Genomic DNA, 12415 nt, shown 5'->3' on the forward strand with positions numbered 1-12415 from the left:
GAAGAGCTGGCCTGCAATCGAACAAAGAGCTGACCAACCACCTTGACACACCAACTCCCCATGTGAGCAATCCAGACTCTCGCCGCGTAAAGACTCTGGATTGCTTCGTCGCTTCGCTCCTCGCAATGACGGGAGGCTACTACTTCCCGCCGCCGCGGCTCAGTAGAAATACGCCCTGCTCGCCGAACAGATTCCATACCCACCAGGGCAGCCTGAGCCGCAGCGGGCGGCCGTAGAGATCTAGCGCTTCGGCGCGCTCCATCTTCACGCCGATCTCGTCGCAGAGCTGGACGAAATCCTTGATGGTGCAGAAATGGATGTTGGCAGTGTCGTACCATGTCGCCGGCAGATTCTCCGTGCGCGGCATGTGGCCGCCGATCAGGAGTTGCAACCGCATCTTCCAGTAGCCGAAGTTCGGGAACGACACGATGGCGCGGTGGCCGATGCGCAGGAGATTTTCCAGCACCACCTTCGGCTGCCGCGTCGCCTGGAGCGTCTGCGACAGGATGACGTAGTCGAAGGCGTCGTCGGGGTAGTTGAAGAGGTCGGTGTCGGCGTCGCCCTGCACCACCGCGAGCCCCTTGGCGACGCAGCGGTTGACGCCCTCGCGCGACAGCTCGATGCCGCGACCGTCGATGCCGCGATTTTCCAGGAGCTGCAGCAGATCGCCTTCGCCACAGCCCACGTCGAGCACCTTCGAGCCGTGTTTGACCATCTCCGCAACCAGCAAATGGTCGGCGCGAAACTGGCCGGACTGTTCGGTCGCAAGGCCGCCCAACGGCAGCACTTCCTGTACAGACATGGCTAGCCGCCCTTGCCGTTGAGGCCGCGCGCCTTGCCCGCGGATTGCAGGAAGGCGCGTGAGATATCGAAGAATTCGGGGACGTCGAGCAGGAAGGCGTCGTGGCCGCGATCGGTCTCGATCTCGGCGAACGACACCCGCGCGCTCGACGCGTTGAGCGCGTGCACCAGCGCACGCGATTCCGAGGTCGGGAACAGCCAGTCGCTGGTAAAGGACACCACGCAGAAGCGTGTCTTGACGCCGGCAAACGCCTTCGCCAGCACGCCGTCATGGTCGCCGGCGATGTCGAAATAGTCCATGGCCCGCGTCAGATAGAGATAGCTGTTGGCATCGAAACGCTCGACGAAGGACGAGCCCTGGTAGCGCAGATAGCTCTCGACCTGAAAATCGGCATCGAACGAGAACGTCGGCAGCTCGCGGTCTTGCATGCGCCGGCCGAACTTGCGGTGCAGCGCGGCATCGGAGAGGTAGGTGATGTGCGCAGCCATCCGCGCCACCGCCAGCCCGCGATGCGGATGGATGCCGTGATCGGTATAGCGGCCGTTGTGCCAGTCGGGATCGGCCATGACGGCCTGGCGGCCGAGCTCGTGGAAGGCGATGTTCTGCGCGGAGTGCCGTGTCGAGCAGGCGATCGCGAGCGCGGAGAACACGCGCTCAGGATAGGCCGCGGTCCATTGCAGCACCTGCATGCCGCCCATCGAGCCACCGACCACGGCAAACAGCGTGTCGATGCCGAGACGGTCGATCAGCATCGCCTGCGCGCGCACCATGTCGGGGATGGTGATGATGGGAAAATCCAGGCCCCACACCTTGCCCGTCGCCGGATTGAGCGAGGCAGGTCCCGTCGAGCCCATGCAGCCGCCGATCACGTTGGCGCAGATGATGAAGTAGCGTTGAGGATCAAGAGGCCGGCCGGGCCCGACCAGGGTCTCCCACCATCCGGGCTTGCCGGTGACGGGGTGGATATTCGCGACATGCTGGTCGCCGGTCAGCGCATGGCAGATCAGGACGGCGTTGGAGCGCTCGGCATTGAGCTCGCCATAAGTCTGGTAGGCGATCTGGAACGGGCTGAGATCGATGCCGCAATCGAGCGCCAATGGTTGCTCGGCGCCGAAATACGCAACCTGCGAACTCGGATGATCCGCCTCGTGCGAGCGCTCTTCGGCGATCGCGGGGCTCGGTACTGACGTGACGCCAACCATCTGACCATCGACCTCGTTGGCGACGGCCCTCAAGCCGCCGCTGACATCAGGCCATGAAAAACCCGGCCTGAACGATAGGTTCGGCCGGGATCGGATGCGTCCCCGGCCTGTTTAGCGAGTTTTTTAACGTGGCTGCAAGCCGGCCGGCTCAAATGACCACGGAACAGGCAAAAACTAGTTGCTGGAGCGGTTTTCGTCAAGCCGCTGTACCGATTAACCAAAAGGGAGCCTTGCGAAGTCAGGCGAAATGACCGTCATTTCTCTTTGCTTTCGGCGTCCATCCTGCCTAATCAAGACCCATAGCGCCGGCGGGTCCGCCTCGGCCGATCCGCTTTTGAAGACCTCTCAACAGCCTCTGGCCCAAATGTCCCAACGTCCGCCCGCGCCACCATCGTTGCAGGAATTGCGCAAGGAGATCGATGCGATCGACGAGGAAGTGCATCGCCTGCTGATGCAGCGCGGCGACATCATCGATCGCCTGATCCAGGCGAAGCAGACGCAGGAGGTCGGCTCGGCCTTCCGGCCGGCGCGCGAGGCCAGCATGATGCGCCGCCTCGTCGAGCGACATCGCGGCATCCTGCCGCTCGACACCATCGAGAGCATCTGGCGCGTCATCATCTCGACCTTCACTTACGTGCAGGCGCCATTCTCGGTGCATGCCGACGTTTCGGTCGGCGAGTCCGCGATGCGGGATTCGGCGCGCTTCCATTTCGGCTTCACCACGCCCTATGTGCCGCATTTCAGCGCGCAGGCCGCCGTCGAGGCGCTGGCGAAATCGAAGGGTGATCTGGCCCTGGTCTCGGCGATCTCGAGCCGCACGCCATGGTGGAGCGAGCTCGAGGCCGAGGGCGCGCCGAAAATCATCGCGCGGCTGCCGTTCCTCGAGCGCGCCGACCATCCGGCCGCGCTGCCCGTCTTCGTGATCTCGCGGGTTGCCGACGACGCCATGGTCACGGAGGTCCAGACCTGGAGCGTGCGCGTGTCCGGCTGGAACGCCGACACGGCGAGGGCGCTGGCGCCGCTCGCCGACATCGTCGCGGTGCCCGATACCGCCTTCGACGGCGCTGCGCTGCTGGTGTCGGAGACCGGCATCGGCTTCGAAAAAATTAAAATGGCCCTGATCCGGGCCGGCGCCTCGGTCCGCTCGTCGGCTCTCGTCGGCGGCCATGCAACGCGCTATACGGTGCCCCCGAACGGGTCGACCAAATCTGATGTGAAGGCTTAAGGCCGCCCCGCATCCTTCCGGAGTAGACGATGTCCCGCCCCGTGCCGAATCCCGGCATTCTCGATATTGCGCCCTATACGCCCGGCAAGAGCCCGGTGCCGGAGCCGGGCCGCAAGGTGTTCAAGCTGTCGGCGAACGAGACGCCGTTCGGACCCTCGCCCAAGGCGATCGAGGCCTTCACGCATGTGGCGACGCATCTGGAGGACTATCCGGAAGGCACCTCGCGCGTGCTGCGCGAAGCGATCGGCCGCAGCTATGGGCTCGACCCCGACCGCATCATCTGCGGCGCCGGCTCGGACGAGATCCTCAATCTTCTCGCGCACACCTATCTTAGCCAGGGCGATGAAGCGATCTCCACCACCCACGGCTTCCTCGTCTACCCGATCGCGACCATGGCGAACGGTGCCAGGAACATCGTGGCGGCGGAGGCGAATTTCACCGCCGACGTCGACGCGATCCTGAAGGCGGTGACGCCGCGCACCAAACTCGTCTGGCTCGCCAACCCGAACAACCCGACCGGCACCTATCTGCCATTCGACGAGGTCAAGCGCCTGCGCGCCGGCCTGCCGTCGCACGTGCTGCTGGTGCTGGATGCCGCCTATTGCGACTATGTGTCTCGCAACGACTACGAAATGGGGATCGAGCTGGTCGCGACCACTGAGAACACGGTCGTTACCCACACCTTCTCCAAGATCCACGGGCTCGCCGCGCTGCGCGTCGGGTGGATGTTCGGTCCGGCGCATATCATCGACGCCGTCAATCGCATCCGCGGTCCGTTCAACGTCTCGACGCCGGCGATGTATGCCGCGGTCGCCGCGATCGAGGACACCGCGCATCAGCAGATGTCGAAGCAGTTCACCGAGACCTGGCGCAACTGGCTGACCGAGGAGATCGGCAAGCTCGGGCTGAAGGTGACGCCGAGCGTTGCCAACTTCGTGCTGATTCATTTTCCGGCAGAGAAGGGCAAGACCTCGGACGAAGCCGACGCCTTCCTGACCAAGCGGGGACTGGTGCTGCGCGCGCTGAAGAATTACGGCCTGCCCCATTCACTGCGCATGACCATCGGCACCGAGGAGGCCAACCGCCTCGTGGTCGAGGGCCTGCGCGACTTCATGGGCGGCGGGAAATGAGCGTCGCCCCGCACTTCCAGCGCGTCGCACTGATCGGCTTCGGCCTGATCGGCGGCTCGATCGCGCGTGCCGCGAAGCTTCAGGGCCTGGCGTCCGAGATCGTCACAACGGCGCGATCGGAGAAGACGCGGGCCCGCGTCGCAGAGCTCGGCATCGTCGACCGCGTGGTCGCGACCAATGTCGAGGCCGTCAGGGATGCCGACCTCGTCATCCTCTGCATTCCCGTCGGCGCCTGCGGCCCCGTGGCGCAGGAGATATCAGCACATCTGAAGCCGGGCGCGATCATCTCCGACGTTGGCTCGGTGAAGGGCACGATCGTCAGGGACATGGCGCCGCATCTGCCGCAGGGCATTCACTTTGTCCCCGCGCATCCGGTGGCGGGCACCGAGCATTCGGGCCCGGATTCCGGCTTCGCCGAGCTGTTCATCAACCGCTGGTGCATCCTCACACCGCCGGAGGGCGTCGACGCAGCCGCCGTCGATCGCTTGCGCGCGTTCTGGGCCGCGCTCGGCGCCAAGGTCGAGATCATGACGCCGGATCATCACGATCTCGTGCTCGCGATCACCAGCCATCTGCCGCATCTGATCGCCTACACCATCGTCGGCACCGCCGATGAGCTGCAACAGGTGACTGAGTCCGAGGTGATCAAGTTCTCCGCCGGCGGCTTTCGCGACTTCACACGCATCGCGGCGTCCGATCCGACGATGTGGCGCGACGTGTTCCTCGCCAACAAGGAGGCCGTGCTGGAGATGCTGGGCACCTTCAACGAGGATCTCGCCAAGCTCACGCGTGCGATCCGCCGCGGCGACGGCGAGGCCCTGTTCGACCACTTCACCCGTACCCGCGCCATCCGCCGCGGCATCGTCGAGATCGGCCAGGACTCGGCGGCGCCGGACTTCGGCCGCCCGCATCCGCCGCTGACGAAGCAGTAGCTGCAACGACGGCGGTGCCAGCCCCTCATCCTGAGGAGCGCGGAACGCGCGTCTCGAAGGATGAAGGCCCGACTGGGGGCGTCGCCCTTCGAGACGCCGCGCAAGCGGCTCCTCAGGGTGAGGTTAAGCATTGTCGTTCGCAGACCGCCTAATACAGCGGCGGGAGCTGCGCGACCTTCAGCGTACCGAGCATCACCGCGCCATCGGCGAAGCGAAGCGGGAAGCTGCGCGCCTTCTTGCCCTCGAGCGTGCTTTCGGTGCCGAGCGCATTGATGCCGGCGGCGACGCCGACATTGGCGTTCTGCTTCACGACCTTGCCGAGACCGGGAATGGCGCGGTCGAGCGCGCCGAAGAGGTTGTTGAGATCCTGCGACTTCACGCCCGGCGCGACGCGGTCCAGCGTTGCCTGCGGCACGCCCTCTTCCAGCATCTTGTCGATGCCAAGCGCGGGAATCACGCGCTCGAGGCCGGTCACCGTCATCTGCAATTCGCCGTCGAGGCGGCCGTTCGGCGAGATACCGAGCGTGCCGGCAGCGACCGCGATCATCTCGCCCTGCTGAATGCGCGACTGCACGATCTCGATATGGCCGCCGGCGGCCTGGAGCTCGCGGAAACGCTGCGGCCACGGCTTTGGCGTCAGATCCTTTAGCCCCGTGATCTTCGAGCGCACGTCTGCTTCGAACGGCTCGGCCAGCAGCGGATGCACGCCCTGGATGCTGCCTTGCGCGATCTGCAGCACGGTTTCGACGATGGGATTGTCGCGCGAGGATCCCTCGGCGAGGCGTCCGTGCAACTCGACCTGCTTGGCCTTTGCAACTGGCACCTGCACCGAGCCATCGACGCGATTGATGGCGGGATCGTCAAACACGATCGAGGCGCGATCCGGCACGGCCGGCAACCCAACCACGCTGCTGCGACCCTTGCTCCAGTTCACCACGAAGGACGTCTGCGTGACGCCGTCGGTCAACGTCGCCGGTGCGGTGAATTCGGCGATCACGAGCTTGGGATCATAGACCTGGGCGACCACCAGGATGTTGTCGAGCTTGGCCGTAAACGGCGTCTTGCCTGCGGTCTGCGAGACCAGCGACACGCTGGCACCGGAACACTGCACCTCGAAGCGGAACGGGAAACCGGCGATCGAGCGCCTGGCGCAATCATAGATCCGGCCTGACTTGGCCTCCTGGGCGCGCCAGGCGTCGGCAGCCACTTCGGCCTGAGAAGCGGCATAGAACCAGAAGCCGCTCCAGGCGACGGCGAGAATCAAGAGCAGGACGGGCGCGATGAAAAGGCCCCAGCGGGGGCGCCGCCTGGCGGCAACGGTCATATCGGACATGCGGCGACCCTTTGACGCCAGATGATGGCAAATGTAAGCGAGGTCGGCTTGCTGCAGAGGGTGGAGAATTCGCTTCGCCTGGGCGGCGGGCCCTGGTAGCGGTGCCAAACATGTCCGAAATCACCCTCCCCTCCGTCACGACGGCCACCGGCGACCTCTGGGTGTTCGGCTATGGCTCGCTGATGTGGCGGCCGGGCTTCGCATTCGAGGAGCGCGTGCCGGCGCGGCTGGTCGGCGAGCATCGCGCACTCTGCGTCTATTCCTTCGTCCATCGCGGCACGCCCGAGAAGCCGGGCCTCGTGCTCGGGCTCGACCGCGGCGGCGCCTGCCGCGGCATCGCCTTCCGTGTCGCTGCGAAGAGCCGTGCCGATGTGGTCGCTTACCTGCGCGAGCGCGAACAGGTGACCTCGGTCTATCGCGAGGTGATGCGCTCGGTGTGGCTCGAGAACGATGCACGGCAGCGTGTCAGCGCCCTCGCCTACGTCGTCGACCGCGGCCATGTGCAGTATGCGGGACGCCTGTCGCTTGCCGAGCAGCACCGCCACGTGCTGCAAGGCCACGGCCAGTCCGGTGCCAATCGCGACTACGTCACCGCGACGGTGAAGGCAATCGAGGCCGAAGGTTTTCGCGACACGCAACTGCACCAGCTCGCGGCTCTCCTGCACAACGATGCGCACTCCCTGCATGATCCGGCTCCAACCGCCGAGCGCTAGCCGCTTGAGGCCACGTAGCTCGGCGCGCTGCCGATGAGCTGCTCCTGCTCTTTCCGTCCAGCTTCGACGATGCGCCCCGTGGCTTCCTCGATCGCGCCCCTCACGCGCGCGATGTACTCGTCCTTCGGCAGCCCAGGCGGCAGCGGATCCAGGAATTCCACCACCAACGTGCCGGGATAGCGCATGAAGGTGCGACGCGGCCAGAACAGGCCCGAATTGAGCGCGATCGGCAGGCACGGCACGTCGCAGGCCGAATAAATCTGGGCGAAGCCGGTCTTGTAATCCGGCGGCGCGCCCGGCGCGCGGCGAGTGCCTTCCGGGAAGATCACGAGCTGGCGGCCTGAGCGCACCGCATCGCGCGCCCGCCGCGTCATGTCCAGGAGCGCCTTGACGCCGGCATTGCGGTCGATCGCGATCATCCCGGTCTTGACCAGGAACTGTCCGAACACCGGGATCTGCATGAGCTGGCGCTTGAGGATGAAGATCGGGCGATCGAAGAATCCCGGCAGGACGAAGGTCTCCCAGAACGATTGATGCTTCGCCACGATCACCAGCGGCCCGGTCGGAATCTTCTCCACGCCTCTGAATTCCACCTTGATGTTGCAAATCACCCGCATCAGGAACAGCGTCGAGTTCGCCCAGCATTCGGCAACCGTCAGCATCGCGCGGGGCGACATCAGAAAGGTCGGCAGCGCGATGATCGCCCAGAACACCAGGACGGCGTAGAACAGCACGTTGAAAACGAGCGAACGCAGGAAGAGCAAGAACATCAACGATCCTAAACGCGATGAGATTAAGTGCAGTCGATCGCCTGGGTTCACCTCTCCCCAGCGGGGAGAGGTCGGATTGCATAGCAATCCGGGTGAGGGGCCGCAGCCTTTCGAGAGACCACACCCCCTCACCCGGATCGCATCTGGTGATCCGATCCGACCTCTCCCCATAAGAGAGGTAACTCTCGGCCTGCATCGATTCAACCAAAACTCATCGTGCTTTAGTTAGTTGGCCTGTGCGGTGGCAGGCCGTTTCGGCTGCACGCCAAGAGGCTGCTCCGACACTTCGGGCGCAACGTCAATCCCGAAATCCTCGAGCCGCACACGCAGCTCGGCGGCAACATATTTGACATATTCCGACAGCAGCAGCCGCAACGTCGAGGATGAGGTCCACCACGGCTCCTCGCGCCATTTGTCGCCGACCACCGCAAACGGGATCAGCGCGATCTCCGGCATCGCGTGGGAGAATTCCACCAGCGCGCGCGGCATGTGATAGTTCGAGGTCACCACGATCAGCGACTTGAAGCCGCGCTCATGCGCCCAGCGCCGCGCCTCAGCCGCATTGCCGCGGGTCGAGACCGCGGAGCGGTCGAGATCGACGCAGCAGCGCATGTAGGACTGGTTCTCCGGCAGTGTCCGCGAGATATCGCTGACCGTGGAGGTCGGGTGCACGCCGGAGATCAAGAGCCTTTGGCCATAGCCCGCAGCTAACAGCTCCATCGCATCCGACACGCGCGACGATCCGCCGGTCAGGACCACGATGCCGTCCGCCTTGCGGTCCGGCGCCAGCTCGGCGCCGCGCAGCTGCGACAGGAACGCGACGAAACCCGCCGCCGCGCCGACGAAGGCGAACGCGAGCATCGACACGAGGGCCGCGCGGAGCCAGCCGCGCGGCAACTTCGGCGATCGATCGTCGGTCGGCGAGGTCATACGATGTAGTGGTCCCTTCCCCTGGCAATTTTAGAAGGTTTTTGGATGAAGTGGAGTCCGGTTTGACGCACGACGCCTTAATCGACGTCGTTCAGCGTCGCGAACAGTGTCTGGCGCGACGCCACCGCCGTGATCGCGCCGATCAGGACCGCCTGCACCGCGAGCACGACGTAACCCGACGGCCGCAGCGAGAAAGTGCCGAGCAGGGCGGCGAACTGGTCGCCGACCGGCGTGCCGGAGAACCAGCCGGCGATCGACTCGGAGAAGCCGAACACCAGCATGGCGATGCCACCGCCGATCACGCCGCCTTCGAGACCGAGGCGAAGGAAATGCCGCAGGAAACGGTTGGCGATGTAGCGGTCGCCGGCGCCGACGAAATGCAGGACCTCGACAATCGGCCGGTTGGCGGCCATCGCGCCGCGGGTTGCGAACGACACCGAGATGATGGTCGCGACGATGACGAGTGCGAGGATGCCGAGGCCTGCGAGCACGGTGGCGTTGGTCATCGAGCGCATCCGCTCGATCCAGGCGCGGTGGTCGTCGACGCTCGCGGTTGGCGCGACCTGCGCCACGCGGCTGCGCAAGGCGGCAAGATCGAGCGCGGTGCCCGGCTGCACGCGGGCGATGATCATGCGCGGCACCGGAAGATCGTCCATCGACAGGCCGGTGCCGAGCCAAGGCTCGAGCAGCTTTCCGGATTCCTCCTTGCTGAACGGCTTGACTTCGACGATGCCGGCTTGCGCCCGCATTGCTTCCGTCACAGCAGTGGCGTCGCGCTCGATATCGCGACCGGCCTGGGGCCGGACCTGGATGGTGATTTCGCTCGCAACATTTGACTGCCATTCGGCCGCCGACGCGCTGACCAGCAGCACCATCCCTGTCGTCATCGAGGCGAGGAAGGTCATGATCGCGACGACCGCGACCAGCGCGCGGCCATGGATCGAGGCGCGCGGCACGATCGGCGACATGTTGCGCGCTTTCGCCGGGACCTGCGGACGCTCCTGTCCGAGATCGACGAAGACGCCGCGCTCGTCGGTCCTATTCATAGACGTGCAACCGTCCCTGGTGCAGCACGAGCCGGCGCGCCTCGTACTGGTCCATCAACCCGATATCGTGGGTCGCGATGATGACGGCGGTGCCGGACTTGTTCAATTCGATGAAGAGCCGCAGCAGCCTGCGACCAAGCGTCGGATCGACGCTGCCGGTCGGCTCGTCAGCGAGCAGAAGCTGCGGCCGCGAGATCACCGCGCGCGCGATCGCCGCGCGCTGCTTCTCGCCGCCCGACAGAATCGGCGGCAGCGCATCCATGCGCTCGCCCAAGCCCACCCAGCGCAGGAGATCGATGACCTCCTTGCGGTAGCTGGATTCGCTGCGGCCCATTACGCGGAACGGAAGCGCGACGTTCTCGTAGGTCGTCATGTGGTCGAGCAGGCGAAAGTCCTGGAGCACGATGCCGATGCGCTTGCGTAAATCGGCGATCTCGTCCTTGCCGAGTAGCGAGATGTCGTGGCCGAACAGATTGACGAGGCCGCGCGTCGGCCGCAGCGACAGGAACAACAGGCGCAGCAGCGAGGTCTTGCCGGCGCCCGAGGGGCCGGTGAGGAACTGGAAGGAGTGCGCCGGGATCTGGAAGCTCAGGTCGCGCAGAATCTCCGGCCCCAGACCGTAACGCAATCCGACATTTTCGAACCGAACCAAGCTCAGCTCCGGTCGAGGTGGGGGCGCGGCGCACGCCGCACAGCTCTGCCGCACGCGATGAAAGCCTTGTGCGGCCGTTATGGTTTCCGATTCGTTAACGGTCGCCTTGTAGCATCGAAAGAGCCCGGTTCCGCTATGGCTGGGTCATCGCCGAGGCTGGTCCATGCACATCGTATGCCCCCATTGTACGACATCCTACGCCATCAAGCTCGCAAGCCTTGGGGCGAATGGGCGCACCGTGCGCTGCTCCCGCTGCAAGGAGACCTGGGTGGCGCGGCCCGAGGACGCCGTCGAGGAAGTGCAGGAGAAAGCTAACGCATCGGCCATGGCCGCGGCGAGCCAGGCCGAGGACCCGTCCGATATCGCGGAGCAGTGGAACACCTACGCCCGGGAGGACGCCGCCACGCCGGTGGTCGACAGCCCCTCGATCGCCAGCGACTGGCCCACCGAGGAAGCCAAGGACGACGACTGGTCGGAAGCCGAGGCGGCCGACGACGAATTGGCCGGAGAGCCGCACCAGTCCTGGTTCCGCGGGCTGTTCCGCCGCCGGGCTGGGGTCGCCCGTCCGGTGAGCCGGCCGCCGCGAAAGTCCCATTTCGGTCTGCCGACCGCCTGTGTTGCCATGGGCGCGCTGGCCGTTGCTCTCATGGTCTGGCGCGCCGACATGGTCCGGCTGCTGCCGCAGACCGCGGCGTTCTACAAGATGATCGGCATCGAGGTGAACCTGCGCGGCCTCGCCTTCAGGGACGTCAAGGTCACTTCAGAGACCGTGGACGGCAAGCAGGTGCTGGTGATCGAAGGCGTGATCGTCGGCGAGACCAGAAAGACGGTCGATATCCCCCGCCTGCGCTTCGCCGTGCGGGACGCGCAAGGCGCCGAGATCTACGCCTGGAACGCGGTGCTGGAGCAGACCGTGCTTCATCCCGGCGAGCGCGCCTTCTTCAAGTCGCGCCTGGCCTCGCCGCCACCTGAAGGCCGCAATATCGATATTCGTTTCTTCAACCGGCGCGACATTGCCGGCGGCAGCGCGTGACCGAGGCTGCCAGCTTCCATAAAGGTTTGGCCCGATGCCAAAGGTGCTGATCGCCGATGATGAGGAGTCCATGCGCACGCTGGTGGCGCGGGCCATCGCGATGGACGGCCATCAGACTGTCACCGCGCAGGACGGCGCCGAAGCGCTGGAAATCTTGACGCGCGAGGACGGCGCGTTCGACCTCCTGCTCACCGATATCCAGATGCCCGTGATGGACGGCATCGCGCTCGCACTCTCGGCCGCGCGCGACTTTCCGGACCTGACGATCTTGCTGATGACCGGCTTTGCCGACCAGCGCGAGCGCGCGTCGAACCTGAACGCGCTGGTGCATGACGTGGTGACGAAGCCGTTTTCCGTGGCGGACATCCGCAACGCAGTCGCCGGCGCGCTCGCGGCGAAGAAGGGGTAGGCGGTACGCCAACCTCGCACTCCTCTGCATGCCCCGCGAAAAAGCGGGGGCATCCAGTATTCCAGAGACGCCCGACGTTCCATGAACCGCTGCGGCGTACTGGATCGCCCGGTCGAGCCGGGCGATGACGGCTGAGGGTTTAGTAAACACGTCCCACCAACTCGTCATTGCGAGCGCAGCGAAGATTCCATGGGGAGTGGATAGCGACCGGGTCTGAGGCCAGACTGAGGTTGCTGAA

Annotated in this window: 13 protein-coding genes and 1 riboswitch; of the genes, 6 read left to right on the plus strand and 7 right to left on the minus strand. The window is 65.3% G+C overall.

The window, feature by feature from the left end:
- Positions 1-139: 139 nt before the first annotated feature.
- Together metW and metX are read right to left on the minus strand one after the other, a co-directional pair.
- Entirely contained in the window at positions 140-802 is a 663-nt protein-coding gene (gene metW, locus SO139_RS43125) for a methionine biosynthesis protein MetW (protein ID WP_449382190.1), read from the minus strand.
- 2 nt (positions 803-804) lie between these two features.
- Positions 805-2004, minus strand: a complete 1200-nt coding sequence (metX, locus tag SO139_RS43130) for a homoserine O-acetyltransferase MetX (protein WP_474801125.1) — start codon at positions 2002-2004, stop codon at positions 805-807.
- 90 nt (positions 2005-2094) lie between these two features.
- Positions 2095-2174, minus strand: a riboswitch (SAM riboswitch).
- 194 nt (positions 2175-2368) lie between these two features.
- On the opposite strand from metX, the gene SO139_RS43135 reads away from it, so the two are divergent.
- From SO139_RS43135 to SO139_RS43145, 3 genes are read left to right on the plus strand one after another with little or no spacing between them, the layout of a single operon-like run.
- Complete coding sequence (locus SO139_RS43135; RefSeq protein ID WP_449382192.1) at positions 2369-3229, plus strand: chorismate mutase; 861 nt, start codon at positions 2369-2371, stop codon at positions 3227-3229.
- A gap of 29 nt (positions 3230-3258) precedes the next feature.
- Positions 3259-4359: a histidinol-phosphate transaminase gene (gene hisC, locus SO139_RS43140; RefSeq protein ID WP_449382193.1), complete on the plus strand. Its 1101-nt coding sequence runs from the start codon at positions 3259-3261 to the stop codon at positions 4357-4359.
- A complete protein-coding gene (locus SO139_RS43145) occupies positions 4356-5291 on the plus strand; it encodes a prephenate/arogenate dehydrogenase family protein (RefSeq protein ID WP_449382194.1) in 936 nt (311 codons plus the stop codon). The genes hisC and SO139_RS43145 overlap by 4 nt, the downstream gene beginning before the upstream one ends.
- 148 nt (positions 5292-5439) lie before the next feature.
- Here SO139_RS43145 and SO139_RS43150 read toward each other — a convergent pair whose 3' ends face one another.
- Positions 5440-6624 (minus strand): DUF2125 domain-containing protein, encoded by a 1185-nt coding sequence (locus SO139_RS43150; RefSeq protein WP_474801093.1) that lies wholly within the window; start codon positions 6622-6624, stop codon positions 5440-5442.
- Between the two features lie 110 nt (positions 6625-6734).
- Here SO139_RS43150 and SO139_RS43155 point away from each other — a divergent pair, with 110 nt between their 5' ends.
- Positions 6735-7337: a gamma-glutamylcyclotransferase gene (locus SO139_RS43155; RefSeq protein ID WP_449382196.1), complete on the plus strand. Its 603-nt coding sequence runs from the start codon at positions 6735-6737 to the stop codon at positions 7335-7337.
- Here the strand turns inward: SO139_RS43155 and SO139_RS43160 are convergent.
- From SO139_RS43160 to ftsE, 4 genes are all read right to left on the minus strand, one after another.
- On the minus strand, positions 7334-8107 hold the full coding sequence (locus SO139_RS43160; protein ID WP_449382197.1) for a lysophospholipid acyltransferase family protein: 774 nt from the start codon (positions 8105-8107) through the stop codon (positions 7334-7336). The two genes, SO139_RS43155 and SO139_RS43160, sit on opposite strands and share 4 nt — an antisense overlap.
- Before the next feature lie 225 nt (positions 8108-8332).
- Positions 8333-9037 (minus strand): YdcF family protein, encoded by a 705-nt coding sequence (locus SO139_RS43165; RefSeq protein WP_474801091.1) that lies wholly within the window; start codon positions 9035-9037, stop codon positions 8333-8335.
- 77 nt (positions 9038-9114) lie between these two features.
- A complete protein-coding gene (locus SO139_RS43170) occupies positions 9115-10083 on the minus strand; it encodes a cell division protein FtsX (protein WP_474801089.1) in 969 nt (322 codons plus the stop codon).
- A complete protein-coding gene (gene ftsE, locus SO139_RS43175; protein WP_027522156.1) occupies positions 10076-10735 on the minus strand; it encodes a cell division ATP-binding protein FtsE in 660 nt (219 codons plus the stop codon). The genes SO139_RS43170 and ftsE overlap by 8 nt, the downstream gene beginning before the upstream one ends.
- Before the next feature lie 163 nt (positions 10736-10898).
- On the opposite strand from ftsE, the gene SO139_RS43180 reads away from it, so the two are divergent.
- Together SO139_RS43180 and SO139_RS43185 are read left to right on the plus strand one after the other, a co-directional pair.
- Complete coding sequence (locus SO139_RS43180; protein WP_474801086.1) at positions 10899-11768, plus strand: MJ0042-type zinc finger domain-containing protein; 870 nt, start codon at positions 10899-10901, stop codon at positions 11766-11768.
- 34 nt (positions 11769-11802) lie between these two features.
- Positions 11803-12177 carry a response regulator gene (locus tag SO139_RS43185; protein WP_449382201.1) on the plus strand — a complete coding sequence of 125 codons (375 nt, stop codon included), beginning with the start codon at positions 11803-11805 and terminating at the stop codon, positions 12175-12177.
- Positions 12178-12415 lie beyond the last annotated feature (238 nt).

It is taken from the genome of Bradyrhizobium sp. UFLA05-89, from assembly GCF_059803475.1.

Excerpts from the sequence above, each read along its gene's own strand:
- SO139_RS43170 (WP_474801089.1), bottom strand. The coding sequence starts at position 10,083 with ATGAATAGGACCGACGAGCGCGGCGTCTTCGTCGATCTCGGACAGGAG.
- metX (WP_474801125.1), bottom strand. The coding sequence starts at position 2,004 with ATGGTTGGCGTCACGTCAGTACCGAGCCCCGCGATCGCCGAAGAGCGC.
- SO139_RS43155 (WP_449382196.1), top strand. The coding sequence starts at position 6,735 with ATGTCCGAAATCACCCTCCCCTCCGTCACGACGGCCACCGGCGACCTC.
- SO139_RS43180 (WP_474801086.1), top strand. The coding sequence starts at position 10,899 with ATGCACATCGTATGCCCCCATTGTACGACATCCTACGCCATCAAGCTC.
- SO139_RS43150 (WP_474801093.1), bottom strand. The coding sequence starts at position 6,624 with ATGTCCGATATGACCGTTGCCGCCAGGCGGCGCCCCCGCTGGGGCCTT.
- hisC (WP_449382193.1), top strand. The coding sequence starts at position 3,259 with ATGTCCCGCCCCGTGCCGAATCCCGGCATTCTCGATATTGCGCCCTAT.
- SO139_RS43165 (WP_474801091.1), bottom strand. The coding sequence starts at position 9,037 with ATGACCTCGCCGACCGACGATCGATCGCCGAAGTTGCCGCGCGGCTGG.
- SO139_RS43145 (WP_449382194.1), top strand. The coding sequence starts at position 4,356 with ATGAGCGTCGCCCCGCACTTCCAGCGCGTCGCACTGATCGGCTTCGGC.
- SO139_RS43160 (WP_449382197.1), bottom strand. The coding sequence starts at position 8,107 with ATGTTCTTGCTCTTCCTGCGTTCGCTCGTTTTCAACGTGCTGTTCTAC.
- metW (WP_449382190.1), bottom strand. The coding sequence starts at position 802 with ATGTCTGTACAGGAAGTGCTGCCGTTGGGCGGCCTTGCGACCGAACAG.
- SO139_RS43185 (WP_449382201.1), top strand. The coding sequence starts at position 11,803 with ATGCCAAAGGTGCTGATCGCCGATGATGAGGAGTCCATGCGCACGCTG.
- SO139_RS43135 (WP_449382192.1), top strand. The coding sequence starts at position 2,369 with ATGTCCCAACGTCCGCCCGCGCCACCATCGTTGCAGGAATTGCGCAAG.